The organism is Enterobacter sp. Crenshaw, from assembly GCF_024734705.1.
GTDB lineage: Bacteria > Pseudomonadota > Gammaproteobacteria > Enterobacterales > Enterobacteriaceae > Enterobacter > Enterobacter asburiae_B.
This window is the reverse complement of sequence record NZ_CP102932.1, coordinates 1,212,461-1,228,175: the sequence shown is the minus strand read 5'-3', so window position 1 is coordinate 1,228,175 and position 15,715 is coordinate 1,212,461. Positions and strand designations below refer to the sequence as shown.

Sequence of the window (15,715 nt, the reverse complement as noted above, 5' to 3'; positions counted from 1 at the left end):
AGCATTGTTGAAAAAAACATCACAATAATTGCGGTGGCGCAAATCGACGATTACGAAGAACGGGTAATTGCTGACGCGCAAGCGCGATTCTTTCTGAGTTTATCTCCGCCACCAGCACATGCGGGGCTTCAGCGGCGGCGGCGATCGTCACCCCCAGCGGATCAACCACCCTGCTTTGCCCTATGTTTTTCGTGCCACATTCCCCTGCGGCAACGACATAGCAGGTTGTATCCAGCGCGCGTGCCGCAAGCAGCGTTGCCCAGTGATGCTCTTTTAACGGCCCTTTGACCCACGCGGCAGGCAGTACCAGTACGTCCGCCCCCTGCAGCGCCAGATGGAGCGCCAGCTCGGGAAAACGCAGGTCATAGCAGGTCATCAGTCCAATCTTAAATCCGTCAATCTCCAGCAGCGGTGGGATATTGTCTCCGGGGTCAACGCGTCGCGACTCCTGGATGCTGAACGCATCATAGAGGTGAAGCTTGGCGTAACGTGCCACGATAGCCCCGTCACGAATCGCCACGAGCGTATTCACCGCGCGACCCGGCGTGGAGGGAACATGGATCGTTAAGATCGTCGTCATCGTATTGCCCGCGCTCTGGGCAAGCAGCTGCTGCACAAATTCGCCGTCCAGCGGCTGCGCGGACTTCACGGATAAATCCGGGTCGTTATCATCTCTGGCCAGCAGCGCCTCAGGGAGAACCAACAGCGACGCGCCTTTCTGCCGGGCCTGCATCATCAGGTTGACGCATGTTCTCGCATTTTCACGCCAGTCAGGCGTGACCACAAATTGCCCTACCGCTACATACATATTTGTCCCCTCATCATAAACGGCGTTAAACTCGCTACTCTTACACATCAAATAGCAGGTATTTAGCGTGTTACAACTACTTTTAGCCGTTTTTATTGGTGGGGGAACGGGTAGCGTTGCGCGATGGTTTCTGAGTATGCGGTTTAACCCCCTGCATCAGGCGATTCCTATGGGGACACTTGCCGCAAACCTGATTGGTGCCTTTATCATTGGTATGGGGCTGGCCTGGTTTAACCGAATGACGCACATTGACCCAATGTGGAAGGTGTTGATTACCACCGGATTCTGCGGCGGTTTGACCACCTTCTCAACCTTTTCTGCGGAGACGGTTTTTCTCTTTCAGGAAGGCCGTATCGGCTGGGCGCTGATGAATGTGGCGATCAATATGCTCGGCTCCTTTGCGATGACGGGGATCGCATTTTGGCTATTTTCTTCCGCAAGCGCGCATTAACAGCCGAACCGTTAATGTTGGCTTAATTTTTCTCTGTCACTCTGAATGTAATACTGAACGAGGGTGACAGAATGAAACAGAGTCTGATGAGCGCAGGAATGGTGTTGTTGAGCGTGCTGATCGTTGCCAGCTTCCTGAAAATGTATCTGCTTGGCTGATTCAAAACGAAAAAAACCCGCTCAGTGAGCGGGTTTTGAAATTCTTGCTGACGCGTCTGAATTACAGAGCGATTACGTTAGCAGCAGAAGGGCCTTTGGCACCGTTAGTGATTTCGAACTCTACACGCTGACCTTCAGCCAGAGTTTTGAAACCATTAGACTGGATTGCAGAGAAGTGTACGAACACGTCTTTGCTGCCATCTTCAGGAGTAATGAAACCGAATCCTTTGGACTCATTAAACCACTTAACGTTACCTTTAATCTTAGACATCAAAATTACCTTTACATTAAAAAACGACACAAATGCTGTGTCGGTTATCAGTACATCAATTGTGGGACCTTTTGTCCAGCGGATCTTTGATAAAAAGTGACTAAAGTCGCGTTAATTTTCACTGACAGATTTTTATCGCTTATGAATCAACGCCTGCGCGTTTTTTCACCAGCATGTAACGTTTTGTCAGTTAAAACTGAAAACGCATCCAGGCGAAGTAAACGTTACCGTTGTTGTACGTACCCGGAATGTAGGTCATCTGGAACGTTGCGGGGCCATAGCCAATAGAGGCCAAAGGCAGCAGCACCGGGATTGGAATGTATTTCCAGTTGTCACGTGCAGTAACCCCGGCGGTATAGCCCAAACCGACGTGGAAGTTCTCGTCCGCTAGCGGGCGCCAGGTTTTTTCCCAACCATACCCCCCAATCGGCTCCCATTTATTAAACGAGTCTTTGAAGGCCATCAGATAGATGCCATGCCAGTTTCCCTTTTCATCCCAGCGCGACTGGCCAAAACCCGCGCCCCACGGACGCTCGTTGTATTTATCGGTTTTCTCTTTGTCATAAGCAAAACGCGCATGCCACGTTATTGCCGGGACATAGAGATCATAATGTTCAGGTGCCGTCCATGTCTGGGAAACATTATCCGTAAAGGTTGAGAACCAGCCTTTATCCGTCGCGTTGCCTTCTGCCTGAGCAACAGAACAAAACGTTAACTGCCCAAAAATAAACAACAAAATAGAGAAAAATGTATTACGTACAATCACAATGCAATTACCATTCTTAGTATTCGAGGCAAAGTTTACCATAAAGTAGTTGAATCAAAGCTTAACGACATCGGCGTTATTCCTAATTATTCAGCTTCTTTTCGGGAATATTCTTAAGGAAAGGCGGCGATGCGTTCAAAATAAACCCACAAGGGGTGTGACTTTACCCATTTAATGTTCTGAATCAGTGACATGTAAAACCACACAAAACATTAACAATTTGTTATCATTATTAGGACATGTTGCGCTATTTCTGACGGTCAAGACCCTCATGACATAAATGTATGGGCCATGGCAAAAAGACGGTTGTTCTGTTCTTTAGTCGTCTGTTTATTGATTTTAATCAGCAAGAACAGGCCAATTATTCGGCACATTTTCATCCTTCTTTTTTTTGATTTTTTGTGCTCCATTGCAGCAGAGATACAGGGGAAATCATGCTTACGTTATTCGAACTCCTTATTGGAGTCGTCGTCATTGTCGGCGTCGCACGCTACATCATTAAAGGCTACTCGGCCACGGGCGTATTATTTGTCGGCGGTCTAACGCTGCTGATTATCAGCGCAATAATGGGGCACCAGGTGTTACCTGCCAGCGCGACCAGCACCGGTTACACGGCTACAGATATTGTTGAATACATTAAAATATTGCTCATGAGCCGCGGCGGTGACCTGGGTATGATGATCATGATGCTGTGCGGTTTTGCAGCCTACATGACCCATATCGGCGCCAACGACATGGTCGTTAAGCTTGCCTCTAAACCCCTGCAATACATCAACTCGCCGTATCTGCTGATGGTCGCCGCCTATTTCCTCGCCTGCCTGATGTCACTGGCCGTTTCGTCGGCTACCGGGCTTGGCGTACTGCTCATGGCGACGCTGTTCCCGGTCATGGTGAACGTCGGTATCAGCCGTGGCGCGGCCGCGGCAATTTGCGCGTCTCCGGCAGCGATTATTCTCTCCCCGACCTCCGGCGACGTTGTGCTGGCGGCAAAGGCGGCGGAGATGTCACTCATCGACTTCGCCTTTAAAACCACGTTACCGATCTCAATTGTTGCCATCATGGGCATGGGGATCGCGCATTTCTTCTGGCAGCGCTATCTCGATAAGAAAGAAAACATCAACCATGAAATGATGGACGTGAGTGAAATCACCACGACCGCTCCCGCGTTCTATGCCATTCTGCCGTTCACCCCGATCGTCGGAGTGCTGATTTTTGACGGAAAATGGGGTCCACAGCTGCACATCATCACCATTCTGGTCATCTGTATGCTGCTGGCCGCCGTGCTGGAGTTTGTGCGCGGTTTTAACACGCAAAAAGTTTTCTCGGGTCTGGAAGTTGCGTATCGCGGTATGGCGGATGCCTTCGCTGGCGTGGTGATCCTGCTGGTTGCAGCGGGCGTTTTTGCCCAGGGTCTGAGCACGATCGGCTTTATCCAGAGCCTGATTTCTATCGCCACCTCGTTCGGCTCCGCCAGTATTATCCTGATGCTGGTTCTGGTGGTGCTCACCATGCTGGCGGCGATGACCACCGGTTCCGGTAATGCGCCTTTCTACGCTTTCGTTGAGATGATCCCGAAACTGGCTCACTCCTCCGGTATTAACCCGGCCTACCTTTCCATTCCCATGCTGCAGGCGTCAAACCTGGGCCGTACCATTTCGCCGGTGTCGGGTGTGGTCGTCGCCGTTGCCGGGATGGCGAAAATCTCGCCATTCGAAGTCGTCAAACGCACCTCAGTGCCCGTTATAGTTGGTCTGATTATCGTGATTATCGCCACGGAAGTGCTGGTACCCGGCGCGGCCTAAGCTAAATTAGGGATATCCAAAAAGCGCCTGTAGGCGCTTTTTGTGCTTTAATAACTTCCAGAAATTAATCGTGCTCATTCGATCAGGAAATCATATGTTCAGGAAGGATATCGTCATCCCGTCTGGCGCAATCGCGCTTGCTCTCTGTCTCTTCTCCGCACAGGCGGAACCGCTGAAGGCAACACAGTATGGCGATTTCGATCGCTATGTGCTGGCTCTGTCCTGGCAAACCGGTTTTTGCCAGAGCATGGTCGAACGCAACCGCAATGAACCTGACGAATGTCGCCTGCAAAAAGAGCGCGATAATAAAGCCGATTTTCTGACCGTTCACGGTCTATGGCCTGGCCTGCCGAAATCTATTGCCGCACGCGGCGTGGATGAACGTCGGTGGATGCGTTTTGGCTGCGCCACGCGCCCCATTCCGAACATGCCGGAAGTAAAGGCTAGCCGCAAATGCGATGCCGCCGAAACCGGACTGTCGCTTTCCGCAGCCGCAAAGCTCAACGACGTGATGCCGGGCGCGGGCGGTAATTCCTGCCTGGAACGTTATGAATATGCCAAACATGGCGTCTGCTTTGGTTTCGATCCGGATGCCTATTTCGGCACGATGGTGCGGATGAATCAGGAAGTTAAAAACAGCGCGGTCGGTAAATTCCTCGCCGATAATTACGGGAAAACCGTCAATCGCAGCGACTTTGACGGTGCCGTTGCCAAAAGCTGGGGCAAAGAAAACATCAAAGCGATCAAGCTGACCTGCAACGGCAATCCGGCGTATCTGACCGAGATGCAGGTTTCGCTGAAGGCGGACACCATTAACAACCCGCTTTCTGCTGCGTCATTTGCCCCGCAGCCACATCCGGGTAACTGCGGAAAACAGTTCGTGATTGATAAAGCCGGCTACTGATCCGCGCCCGGGCGCACCATATCAAACCGGTTTTCATCACTGATGCCATAATACGCCGTCGGCCCTCCCGCACGCAGGATGGGCTGCGCTTTCGCCGTCTGGTAAATCCCCTCTTCCAGCAGCGTTTCGGCAATATGGATACCGACCACCTCCCCCAGCACCAGCCAGGTATCGACCGGTGTGCCGTCAGCACCGGTAAGCTGAATGCACTGCGACAGGCGGCACTCAAAGTTCACCGGGCTTTCTGCGACGCGGGGCGCGTTAACCAGCTGGCTCGCCGCTGGCGTAAGTCCGGCAAAGCTGAATTCATCCCGATCGTGCGGAAGCATCGCAGAGGTTTGGTTCATCGCTTGCGCGAGATCGCGCGTCGCAAGGTTCCAGACAAATTCCTTTGTTTCGGTAATATTACGCACGCTGTCCTTCCAGCCGTTGCTGGAAAAGCCGATGATCGGCGGGCGATAGTTAAAGCAGTTAAAGAAGCTATACGGTGCGAGGTTGAGCTGACCGGCCTTGTCGCATGAGGAGATCCAGCCGATCGGACGTGGACCAATAATGGCGTTCAGCGGATCGTGCGGCAGGCCGTGCCCCTGAGACGGTTGGTAGAAGTACATAGTTCTCTCTCGTTGGTGGGCTGACGCGAATAGCGCTTCGCGCAACGCCCGGGTTCAGGACACTCAGCGTAACGTATTCCGCCCGGAATGAAGACTGAATAAATTTCAGCGAAAATTCATATGGACCATGAATGTGACCTTCATCACTTCAAACTTGCGCGCTCAGCCAGTATCATCGGGAGAGTTAAACCCTCGCTGCCAGACGGCGAGGGTTTTCTTTTGGATTGGTTTCTGCGTTACGCGCAGCATTAACGACATGGAGTAAAAATGTCCAGACCTACAATTATCATCAACGAGCTCGACGCAGAACGTATCGACAGGCTGCTGGAAAAAGCGGAGTTTGCCTCACTTCCCGTGGCCGACGCCCTGAATGAGGAGCTCGACCGGGCGCAGATGTGCACGCCTGAGACGATGCCGCATGACGTGGTCACCATGAACAGCCAGGTAAAATTCCGCAACCTGACCACCGGTGAAGAGCTGACCCGCACGCTGGTTTACCCGGCTCAGATGACCGACAGCAGCACACAGCTTTCTGTTCTTGCGCCTGTGGGTGCCGCACTGCTGGGCCTGCGCACGGGCGATACCATCCACTGGGAGTTGCCGGGCGGCGCCTCTGCCCATCTTGAAGTGCTGGCGCTGCTCTACCAGCCAGAAGCCGCGGGCGATTACCTGCGTTAACCACTTCTGAACAAGCGCCCACCCGCTTTGCACAGAGGATGCAGCCGCATCCTCTTTCCGTAAATTCACCCCATTTTCTTATATCGCGCAAAAAGCCCTTAATCCACGCTTAATCTGTTTTGGTGCCGTGGGGACGGTCATGAGTGAGATACTGGCTATCACACTTATTTTTCTGATTATTGCGGCGATTATCGTCTTGGGCGTGCTTTATCTTGAACGCCACAGCTAGGCGAGTATTCATGCAACCCCACCGGGGAAAGCATTCACCAGGCCCTTAACTTTCTGCTCTGCGGCCTCAGGCGTTTCTGCGCCAGGGACCAGAATCACCTTCCGGCACTCCTCCTCCCGTTTTTCGAATACCTTATAGGCGCGTTCCGCATCGGCAAGGGGGAGATAATGGGTCACGATCTCTTCCGGGGTAAGCAACCCTTTTTCGATCAGCGGCAGCAGTTCACCCAGCCAGGCATGGACGTGGGTCTGGCCCATCTTGAACGTCAGCCCCTTATCAAAGGCATCGCCAAACAGGAAACCATGAATAAACCCAGCGTACACGCCGGGTACGCTAACCACGCCACCGCGTCGAACGGCAGCAATGCACTGCCGCAGCGCTTTGCCGCTGCTGCCTTCAATTTTAAGATTGCTGAGGATCGTTTCCGTGGTGCTGCCTTTCGCTTCGAACCCAACCGCATCAATCACGGCGTCAACGCCGCGCTGGCCAGCGGTCTGCTCGATGATTTTTTCCGCCGCGTCGTTATCATCATCAAAGTTGATGGGGATTGCGCCGTAACGCGCCTCGGCAAATCGCAAACGGTACGGGTGGTGATCGATAACAAAGATCTGCTCAGCGCCTAGCAACCGCGCGCAGGCAATAGTCAGGAGTCCCACCGGCCCGGCGCCGAAAACCGCAACGCTTGAGCCTTTTTCAATCTGCGCATTTTTTGCCGCCTGCCAGGCCGTGGGCAAAATATCGGACAGGAACAGTGCCTTATCATCAGAGAGGAGTTGCGGGACCTTAAACGGCCCGACGTTGCCTTTTGGCACGCGGACATATTCCGCCTGTCCCCCCGGCACGCCGCCGTAGAGATGGCTGTAGCCAAACAGCGCGGCCGGCGCGGGGATTTGCTTTTTGTTCAGCGCGGCGCCCTGCCCGGCATTGGTATTCTCACAGGCCGCGTATTGCTGCAACCGACAGAAGAAACAGTCCCCACAGGCAATGACAAAGGGGATCACCACGCGATCGCCTTTTTGCAAATTCTTCACCTCTGTGCCGCACTCGACGATTTCCCCCATAAACTCATGGCCAAAAATGTCGCCGTGCTGCACCTTCGGGATCTTTCCGCGATAGAGATGCAAATCGGAGCCGCAGATAGCCGTGGCCGTGACGCGCAGAATGATATCGTCGGGCTGTTCGATAATGGGATCGGGGACATTCTCGACGCGTACATGGTGCGGACCGTGATACGTAAGTGCTTTCATGCGACCTCCGAAAGGTTCCAGGTAAGTGTATAAGGGTAGCTACCCTTGAAGGTCTGCCCCGGAATACGGGCATTTTGAGATTTATCCTGGCAACTTAAGAAAACTGACGGGGCGCTTACAGAAACCATATCTATTTTATGGTTGAATGAGTTCAGCGTTTATAAACAAGGAGAAACGGGTATGTATCAGAGAATCATTATGCCGGTTGATGTTTTTGAGATGGAGCTGAGCGACAAGGCCGTACGCCATGCGGAGTTCCTGGCGCAGCAGGACGGTGTTATCCATCTTTTACACGTACTGCCGGGCTCCGCCAGCCTGAGCCTGCACCGCTTTGCCGCCGACGTGCGTCGCTTCGAGGAGCATTTGCAGCATGAAGCGGAAACTCGCCTGCAAACCATGGTCAGCCACTTCAGCATCGACCCTTCGCGCATCAAAACGCACGTCAGATTCGGCAGCGTTCGCGATGCGGTAAACGAACTGGCGAACGAGCTGAAAGCAGACGTGGTGGTCATCGGTTCGCGCAACCCTTCCATTACCACGCATCTGCTGGGCTCTAACGCCTCCAGCGTGATCCGCCACACCCATATACCGGTGATGGTCGTAAGATAAAAAAAGAGGCCACCTTTCGGTGGCCTCTCGCTATTGCAGGTGTAGCCTTACTTTCTTCTGTTATGCGGTTTTGGTGCGAATCAGGTAGTCAAAGGAACTCAGAGACGCCTTCGCCCCTTCGCCCGTGGCGATAATGATCTGTTTGTACGGCACGGTGGTGCAGTCGCCCGCCGCAAACACGCCTTTCACGCTGGTTTCACATTTCGCATCAATGATGATTTCGCCCATGCGGTTGCGCTCAATCGCGCCTTCCAGCCAGGTGGTATTTGGCAGCAGACCAATCTGCACGAAGATCCCTGACAGCTGAACGCTGTGCACGTCGCCGCTCATGCGGTCGCGGTATTCCAGGCCGGTCACTTTGCTGCCGTCGCCCTTCACTTCCGTGGTCTGCGCGTTCAGTACGATGTCGACGTTTTTCAGGCTGCGAACTTTATCCTGCAGAACCTGGTCGGCCTTCATCTCTGGAGCGAACTCCAGAAGGGTAACGTGCTCAACAATCCCCGCCAGGTCGATAGCCGCTTCAACGCCGGAGTTACCGCCGCCGATCACCGCCACGCGTTTACCTTTAAACAGCGGGCCGTCGCAGTGCGGACAGTAGGTCACGCCTTTGGTACGGTACTGATCTTCGCCCGGAACGTTCATGTTGCGCCATTTCGCGCCGGTGGCAATGATAATGCTGCGCGCTTTCAGCACCGCGCCGGACGCGGTTTCAATCTGGTGTAAACCACCCTCGACCGCTGCCGGAACCAGCTTGCTGGCGCTCTGACTGTCGATCACGTCTACGTCATAGTCGCTGACGTGCGCCTTCAGCGCCCCCGCCAGCTTCTGGCCTTCGGTCTTCGGCACGGAAATGTAGTTTTCGATGTCCACGGTATCGAGCACCTGGCCGCCAAAGCGTTCACCCATCAGGCCGGTACGAATACCTTTACGCGCGGAGTACACCGCTGCCGCCGCGCCCGCAGGGCCGGAACCGACGATAAGCACGTCGTAAGCATCGCGTTTGTTCAGCTCTTCCGCCGCACGTTTTTCAGCACCGGTATCCACTTTGGCAACGATCTCAGTCAGCGTCATGCGGCCCTGGCCGAACTCTTTGCCGTTCATGTAGACCGCCGGAACGCCCATCACGTTGCGATCGGTGATTTCATTCTGGAAGGTACCGCCGTCAATCGCCGTGTGCTTGATGCGCGGGTTCAGAACCGACATCAGGTTCAGCGCCTGCACCACGTCCGGGCAGTTGTGGCAGGAGAGCGAGTAATAGGTTTCAAATTCGAAATCACCGTCGATATCGCGGATCTGCTCCAGCAGCGCCTGCGCTTCTTTTGACGGATGACCACCGGTCCACAGCAGCGCCAGCACCAGTGAGGTAAATTCGTGACCCAGCGGCGAGCCGGCAAAGCGCGGTCCCTGGTCGGAGCCTGGGTTGGTAATCAGGAAAGAGGGCTTACGGACCGGCAGCGCGTTGTCTTCTTTAAAGGTCACTTTCGGCGACAGCTCGGCGATCTCCGCCAGCAGTTCCTTGATCTCTGCCGATTTGGCGCTGTCGTCCAGCGTGGCAATCAGCTCAACGGGTTTGGTCAGTTTCTCAAGGTAGGCCTTGAGCTGGGTTTTCATGTTAGTGTCGAGCATTGTTCTTCCCTCTCTTAAGACGTCATCATGCAAGCTGCCTTATACGGGCGGCCTGAATGCAACTTGCATCATGGTGCTGGAATGAAATGGGCGCGGGTGCGCCCATTGATTGCCGGGTGGCACTTCGTTTACCCGGCCTACGATACTGTAGGCCTGTGCAAGCGCAGCGCCGCCAGGCTTTACAGACTTAGATCTTGCCGACCAGGTCCAGAGATGGAGCCAGCGTCGCTTCGCCTTCTTTCCATTTCGCCGGGCATACTTCGCCTGGGTGAGAAGCCACGTACTGAGCAGCTTTCACTTTACGCAGCAGGTCAGAAGCATCACGGCCGATACCTTCAGCGGTAACTTCGATAGCCTGGATAATGCCCTGCGGGTCAACAACGAAGGTGGCGCGGTCAGCCAGGCCTTCATCTTCACGCATATTGTCGAAGTTACGGGTCAGGGCGCCAGTCGGGTCGCCGATCATCGCGTATTTGATTTTCGCGATGGTTTCGGAGCTGCTGTGCCATGCTTTGTGGGTGAAGTGGGTATCGGTAGAGACGGAGTAAACGTCTACGCCCAGCTTCTGCAGTTCATCGTAATGGTCTGCAACGTCACCCAGTTCAGTCGGGCAAACGAAGGTAAAGTCAGCCGGATAGAAGAAGAAGACGCTCCAGCGGCCTTCGGTATCTTTCTCGGTAACTTCGATGAACTCACCGTTTTTGAACGCCTGGTTTTTGAAAGGTTTAATTTTGGTGTTAATCAAAGACATCTGTACTTCCTCCGTGTTTTCGTTGAGGTGTAAGGTAACCAACTTTATTCATCGGGGCTAATGCGTATGCTTTATCAAATCAATCAGCCAAACCTTACAACGTCGACAAGACAACAAGGTGAACCTTTTACAGGAAAGCCTGAAAGTAAAAAGGCCGCCTCAACGGGCGGCCCTGATACCTGAATTCCCCGCAGGTACATTCAGTGCCAGCCGAAACTGGCGTTGCGTTGCGCTCTACAACCCTTTATATCAAGGCGGTAACAGCCGTTTGATTACATCACCCGCGCAGGGATTGAGCAATCCATAAGAGATACATTCCTGCCTATGGCTGTGATAGGTTGTGCCGAACATCATTACGGTGCGTTATAAATTTATTTTTATTATAAAACTATCGCAATATATAAATGACAGTTGTCATTTAAAATGATTACTCCCTTTCTTAAGATAAAATTGTCTTAATCGCTTTTGAAGCGCTATTTCAATAATCTGCCACCGTGATATATTAAGATGATTTTAATTTAAAACTAAGAGAGCTAACCTATAGAGTTATAAATGGTTAGCCTTAAACTATTGTTATCAGTTATATGATAACCACAGCAAACGCAGTACCCTCAGGACGAAACATGGCAAACCTGTATGACCTTAAAAAATTCGATCTTAATCTGTTAGTCATTTTCGAGTGCATTTACCAGCACCTTAGTATCAGTAAAGCCGCCGAGACGCTGTATATCACTCCCTCTGCCGTGAGCCAGTCACTGCAGCGTCTGAGAGGACAACTCAACGATCCTCTGTTTATCCGTTCCGGTAAAGGGATCACGCCCACGACCGTCGGCGTCAATCTGCATCATCATCTGGAACAGAACCTGAACCAGCTGGAGCAGACTATCAATATCATGCACAGCAGCGGGTTGAAGAAGAACTTTGTCATTTATTGCCCGCATTTTATGAGTACGAAAGCAACGCTTGACCCTATAAAACTGCTGATGGAAAACCATAACTATTCAATTGAATTACATGATGTTTTTCTTTCGTCTGATTCAGCAGAAGATCTCTTAGCCTACAGAAGAGCCGACCTGATATTTTCGTTTTCTTCTTCTAACAATCATTCTGTCGCCTGTAGCCTCTACCATAAACTTCCTTTCGTACTCGTTTGTCGGGAGGGCCATCCCCGTCTCAGTGAAAATCCCACGCGTGAAGAGATTCTGAATGAAAACTTCACCGCCTACCTGAACGATGAAAACAGCTTCAAAGACTATCAGGAAAAGGCCGAAAACCTGTTAACCGAAAGAAATATTGTATATCGCAGCGACTCTTTTATATCCCTTCTGTCGGTGATTGGTTCGTCCGACCTCATAGGATTAGTGCCCGCGCCGGCCTTCGAACAATATGGGCCAGCCCTCAACCTGCGAAAAGTGGAAACTGACATTCAATTCCCCAGCATTGATATTTACATGATGTACAATCGTTCCGCGCTCAATAGCTCGGCATTCGCGAGTTTTATTGAAGAAATATCCTTACCGTGAGATATTGCTGTGGTTCTCGCACAAAATGGGAACCACACCGTTAAAACATACACCACCGTTATAGAATTACGCGGCATAACCGTTACATATCCAATTAATTATTGACTGATATAATCCTCTTATTAGTATTGACGCTACAGTCAGGTATTTATTCCTCAGGATGAGAATAAGCATGTCAATTTATAAATACCCTTTAAATCAGGATGTTCTTACCGCTGCTCGGGAGCGAATAAAATGGACGCTCGAAAACTTACCCAGAATCTGTGTTTCTTTTTCAGGAGGTAAAGACTCCACCGTCATGCTGCATCTGGTTGCCCAGCAGGCGCGACTGATGAACATCAAAATAGATGTGCTCTTTATCGACTGGGAAGCGCAGTTTTCCCATACCATTATCCATGTGGAACATATGCGCGAGTTGTACAGCGATGTCATCGACCATTTCTGGTGGGTCGCGCTCCCCCTGACAACGCAAAATTCACTGTCGCAATTCCAGCCGGAATGGCAATGCTGGGAACCCGGCACACAATGGGTCCGCCAGCCTCCTGACGATGCGATAACCGATCTCACTTTTTTTCCCTTCTACCAGCCAGGCATGACGTTTGAAACCTTTGTCCGCGGTTTCTCCGACTGGTTCTCTTGCAATCGCCCGGCGGCGGTACTGATTGGCATCCGCGCCGATGAGTCATACAACCGTTTTCTGGCTGTCGCGTCGGCGCGTAAACAGCGGTTTGCCGACGATAAACCCTGGACAACCGTCGCACCGGGAGGACATGCCTGGTATATCTACCCTCTCTACGACTGGAAAACCGCCGATATATGGACCTGGTTCGCCAAATCAGGGTGTTGCTATAACCCACTCTATGACCTGATGTTTCAGGCCGGCGTGCCGCTACGCTACATGCGGATTTGTGAACCCTTTGGTCCGGAGCAGCGCCAGGGATTATGGCTCTACCACGTTGTTGAGCCCGATCGCTGGGCGGCCATGTGTGAGCGCGTGAGCGGTGCGCGCAGCGGGGGGATGTACGCCGGACACGATAACCATTTTTATGGTCACCGAAAAATTCTGAAACCCGAACACCTGTGCTGGCGCGAATATGCCATGCTGCTCCTCGACAGCATGCCGCAAAATACGGCTGAGCATTACCGCAATAAAATCGCCATTTATCTGCACTGGTATCAGAAGAGAGGCACAGAGGAGATTCCCGATACGCAGGACGGTGATATCGGTGCCAAAGATGTTCCCTCATGGCGCCGTATTTGTAAGGTTCTCCTGAATAACGACTACTGGTGCAGGGCGCTATCGTTCAGCCCAAATAAACCCAAACATTATCAGCGCTACAGCGACAGAGTGAAGGCGAAACGCAAGGAGTGGGGCATATTATGCGACAAAAACTAATCAACGAGATGGAAACGTACCTTCAGTCACTTCCCGAAGAGGAACGCATTAACGCCATAAATGCCTTTCGTGAAGCGATCCATAAACACAGTCCGTTTCGTGCGCAACCGATAGACTGCGTCCTCTGGATCAGACAGGACGCTATTACCGCTAACGACTACAACCCCAATAATGTTGCCCCGCCAGAAAAAAGGCTGCTCAGTAAGTCGCTGGAACTCGATGGATTCACCCAACCTATCGTTGTGACAGAAAGTGAACCGCAACACTATGAAATTGTGGATGGTTTTCATCGCCATGAAATCGGTACAAATCGGGCGGCACTGAAGCACCAGCTCAAGGGTTATCTCCCTGTGACCTTCCTGCGCCAGGACCGACAAGATAAACATGACCGTATGGCTGCCACTATTCGTCACAACCGGGCGCGGGGTCGACACCAGATTAACGCTATGTCGGAGATCGTTCGCGAGCTGGTGCAGCTTGGCTGGAATGACGAGAGAATAAGCAAGGAGCTGGGAATGGACAGCGATGAAGTCTTGCGCCTCAAGCAAATCAACGGTCTGCTGGAGCTGTTTGCAGACCGTCGTTACTCAGAAGCCTGGACGGTGAAATAATCAGAGCGTGATCAGGCGCTCTGCCGCCGCCAGCAGCGTCGATTCCTGCTTCGCAAAGCAAAGACGAATCAGCTTATGCGGGAAGGGATCGGCGCAGAATACAGACAGCGGAATGGCGGCCACGCCCACCTCTTTCGTCAGCCACTGGCAGAAACTCACGTCGTCCAGTTCCGATATCGCGCTGTAGTCGGCGAGCAGGAAATAGGTCCCTTCTGAGGGCAAAATCTCCAGACGGCTTTTGCTGAGCGCCGTCACAAACAGATCCCGACGTTCACGATAGAAGTGCGGCAGCTCGCGATAGTGCTCCGGCTCGGCGCGCAGCATATCCGCCAGCGCCAGCTGAGCCGGCGTGTTCACGGCAAAGGTCAGGTACTGGTGCACCTTGCGCAGCTCGGCGCTGATAGCCGCCGGTGCGACGCAGTAGCCCACTTTCCAGCCGGTCATATGGTAAGTCTTACCGAATGACGAGACGGCGATAGCACGCTCGCGAAGCTGCGGATGGGCCAGCACGCTGGCGTGTCCTTCTTCTGCAAAGCAGATGTGCTCGTAGACTTCATCGCTGAGCACGTAAATTTCACGTTCCGCAATCGCCTGCCACAGCGCGGCGAAATCGGCCTTTTGCCACACCGTCGCCGACGGGTTGTGCGGGGTATTCAGGATCACCAGGCGGGTTTTGTCGCTCAGCAGCGCAGCAAACGCCTGCCAGTCAGGGCGAAAATGCGGCGGCTGGAGCGCCACGCGTTTCACCACGCCGCCGGAGAGTTCAACCGCAGGCGCATAGCTGTCGTAGCTCGGATCAAAGCAGATAACTTCATCGCCCGTACGCACCAGCGCGGTGATTGCCGCATACAGCGCTTCGGTCGCCCCTGCCATCACCGTAATGTCGCTGTTCGCATCGGGCTTATGGCCGTACAGCTCCGCCGTTTTATCCGCAATGGCTTCCCGCAGCGCCTGCACGCCCGTCATCGGGGCATACTGATTCGCCCCCTGCGCCACGTGGTACGCCAGGCGCTCCTGCAGATAGGTCGGGCCGTCGAAATCCGGGAATCCCTGCGAAAGGTTAATGGCGTTGTGCTGCTGCGCCAGAGCGCTCATCTGCGTAAAGATGGTAGTACCGAGATTGGGAAGTTTACTCTGAGGAATCAATGCGTTATTGCTCATTGTGTCATGCCTGCTTGTAATACTTATGTTGCTGCCACTATAACACGATGTTAGTCTTTGGCAATCAAGACGCTTAGACGTCTAAACCATATGAATATTCCTGGCCGCGAGGG

General features: G+C 52.8%; 17 protein-coding genes. 9 read left to right on the top strand and 8 right to left on the bottom strand.

The features are described from left to right. Positions 1 to 19: 19 nt before the first annotated feature. On the bottom strand, positions 20 to 808 hold the full coding sequence (locus NWV12_RS05730) for a deaminated glutathione amidase (RefSeq protein ID WP_048980745.1): 789 nt from the start codon (positions 806 to 808) through the stop codon (positions 20 to 22). Between the two features lie 67 nt (positions 809 to 875). Between NWV12_RS05730 and crcB the strand changes: the two genes are divergently transcribed. Next, complete coding sequence (crcB, locus tag NWV12_RS05725) at positions 876 to 1,259, top strand: fluoride efflux transporter CrcB (protein WP_033144922.1); 384 nt, start codon at positions 876 to 878, stop codon at positions 1,257 to 1,259. Between the two features lie 219 nt (positions 1,260 to 1,478). Here crcB and cspE read toward each other — a convergent pair whose 3' ends face one another. Together cspE and pagP are read right to left on the bottom strand one after the other, a co-directional pair. Continuing rightward, entirely contained in the window at positions 1,479 to 1,688 is a 210-nt protein-coding gene (gene cspE, locus NWV12_RS05720; protein ID WP_002439184.1) for a transcription antiterminator/RNA stability regulator CspE, read from the bottom strand. 190 nt (positions 1,689 to 1,878) lie between these two features. Further along, complete coding sequence (gene pagP / locus NWV12_RS05715; RefSeq protein ID WP_045142917.1) at positions 1,879 to 2,496, bottom strand: lipid IV(A) palmitoyltransferase PagP; 618 nt, start codon at positions 2,494 to 2,496, stop codon at positions 1,879 to 1,881. 392 nt (positions 2,497 to 2,888) lie between these two features. On the opposite strand from pagP, the gene dcuC reads away from it, so the two are divergent. Continuing rightward, a complete protein-coding gene (gene dcuC, locus NWV12_RS05710) occupies positions 2,889 to 4,256 on the top strand; it encodes an anaerobic C4-dicarboxylate transporter DcuC (RefSeq protein ID WP_048980746.1) in 1,368 nt (455 codons plus the stop codon). Between the two features lie 94 nt (positions 4,257 to 4,350). Beyond that, a complete protein-coding gene (gene rna, locus NWV12_RS05705) occupies positions 4,351 to 5,160 on the top strand; it encodes a ribonuclease I (protein ID WP_045887730.1) in 810 nt (269 codons plus the stop codon). On the opposite strand, the gene NWV12_RS05700 is transcribed toward rna, so the two are convergent. After that, a complete protein-coding gene (locus NWV12_RS05700) occupies positions 5,154 to 5,771 on the bottom strand; it encodes a flavin reductase family protein (protein ID WP_023310735.1) in 618 nt (205 codons plus the stop codon). The genes rna and NWV12_RS05700 overlap by 7 nt on opposite strands. A gap of 267 nt (positions 5,772 to 6,038) precedes the next feature. On the opposite strand from NWV12_RS05700, the gene rnk reads away from it, so the two are divergent. Continuing rightward, positions 6,039 to 6,449, top strand: coding sequence for a nucleoside diphosphate kinase regulator (gene rnk / locus NWV12_RS05695; protein ID WP_033144918.1), 411 nt, complete (start codon positions 6,039 to 6,041; stop codon positions 6,447 to 6,449). Positions 6,450 to 6,588: 139 nt separating this feature from the next. Then, a complete protein-coding gene (gene yldA, locus NWV12_RS22075) occupies positions 6,589 to 6,678 on the top strand; it encodes a small membrane protein YldA (RefSeq protein ID WP_274621601.1) in 90 nt (29 codons plus the stop codon). An 8-nt stretch (positions 6,679 to 6,686) separates the two neighbouring features. Here the strand turns inward: yldA and NWV12_RS05690 are convergent, their stop codons facing one another. After that, entirely contained in the window at positions 6,687 to 7,925 is a 1,239-nt protein-coding gene (locus tag NWV12_RS05690; protein ID WP_048980747.1) for a zinc-dependent alcohol dehydrogenase, read from the bottom strand. 180 nt (positions 7,926 to 8,105) lie between these two features. On the opposite strand from NWV12_RS05690, the gene uspG reads away from it, so the two are divergent. After that, on the top strand, positions 8,106 to 8,534 hold the full coding sequence (gene uspG / locus NWV12_RS05685) for a universal stress protein UspG (protein ID WP_023310731.1): 429 nt from the start codon (positions 8,106 to 8,108) through the stop codon (positions 8,532 to 8,534). A 60-nt stretch (positions 8,535 to 8,594) separates the two neighbouring features. Here uspG and ahpF read toward each other — a convergent pair whose 3' ends face one another. Then, on the bottom strand, positions 8,595 to 10,160 hold the full coding sequence (gene ahpF / locus NWV12_RS05680) for an alkyl hydroperoxide reductase subunit F (RefSeq protein ID WP_048980748.1): 1,566 nt from the start codon (positions 10,158 to 10,160) through the stop codon (positions 8,595 to 8,597). Positions 10,161 to 10,347: 187 nt separating this feature from the next. Next, a complete protein-coding gene (gene ahpC / locus NWV12_RS05675) occupies positions 10,348 to 10,911 on the bottom strand; it encodes an alkyl hydroperoxide reductase subunit C (protein ID WP_008501015.1) in 564 nt (187 codons plus the stop codon). 623 nt (positions 10,912 to 11,534) lie between these two features. On the opposite strand from ahpC, the gene NWV12_RS05670 reads away from it, so the two are divergent. The 3 genes from NWV12_RS05670 to NWV12_RS05660 all read left to right on the top strand — a co-directional run bounded on the left by NWV12_RS05670 (position 11,535) and on the right by NWV12_RS05660 (position 14,441). Further along, positions 11,535 to 12,434, top strand: coding sequence for a LysR family transcriptional regulator (locus tag NWV12_RS05670; protein WP_039261223.1), 900 nt, complete (start codon positions 11,535 to 11,537; stop codon positions 12,432 to 12,434). Positions 12,435 to 12,606: 172 nt separating this feature from the next. Next, positions 12,607 to 13,830 carry a phosphoadenosine phosphosulfate reductase gene (locus NWV12_RS05665; RefSeq protein WP_048980750.1) on the top strand — a complete coding sequence of 408 codons (1,224 nt, stop codon included), beginning with the start codon at positions 12,607 to 12,609 and terminating at the stop codon, positions 13,828 to 13,830. Then, complete coding sequence (locus NWV12_RS05660; protein WP_039261219.1) at positions 13,815 to 14,441, top strand: ParB/RepB/Spo0J family partition protein; 627 nt, start codon at positions 13,815 to 13,817, stop codon at positions 14,439 to 14,441. The genes NWV12_RS05665 and NWV12_RS05660 overlap by 16 nt, the downstream gene beginning before the upstream one ends. On the opposite strand, the gene NWV12_RS05655 is transcribed toward NWV12_RS05660, so the two are convergent. Continuing rightward, the gene (locus NWV12_RS05655) at positions 14,442 to 15,602 is read right to left on the bottom strand and encodes a pyridoxal phosphate-dependent aminotransferase (RefSeq protein WP_048980752.1); all 1,161 of its coding nucleotides are present in this window, start codon (positions 15,600 to 15,602) and stop codon (positions 14,442 to 14,444) included. Between the last annotated feature and the right edge of the window lie 113 nt (positions 15,603 to 15,715).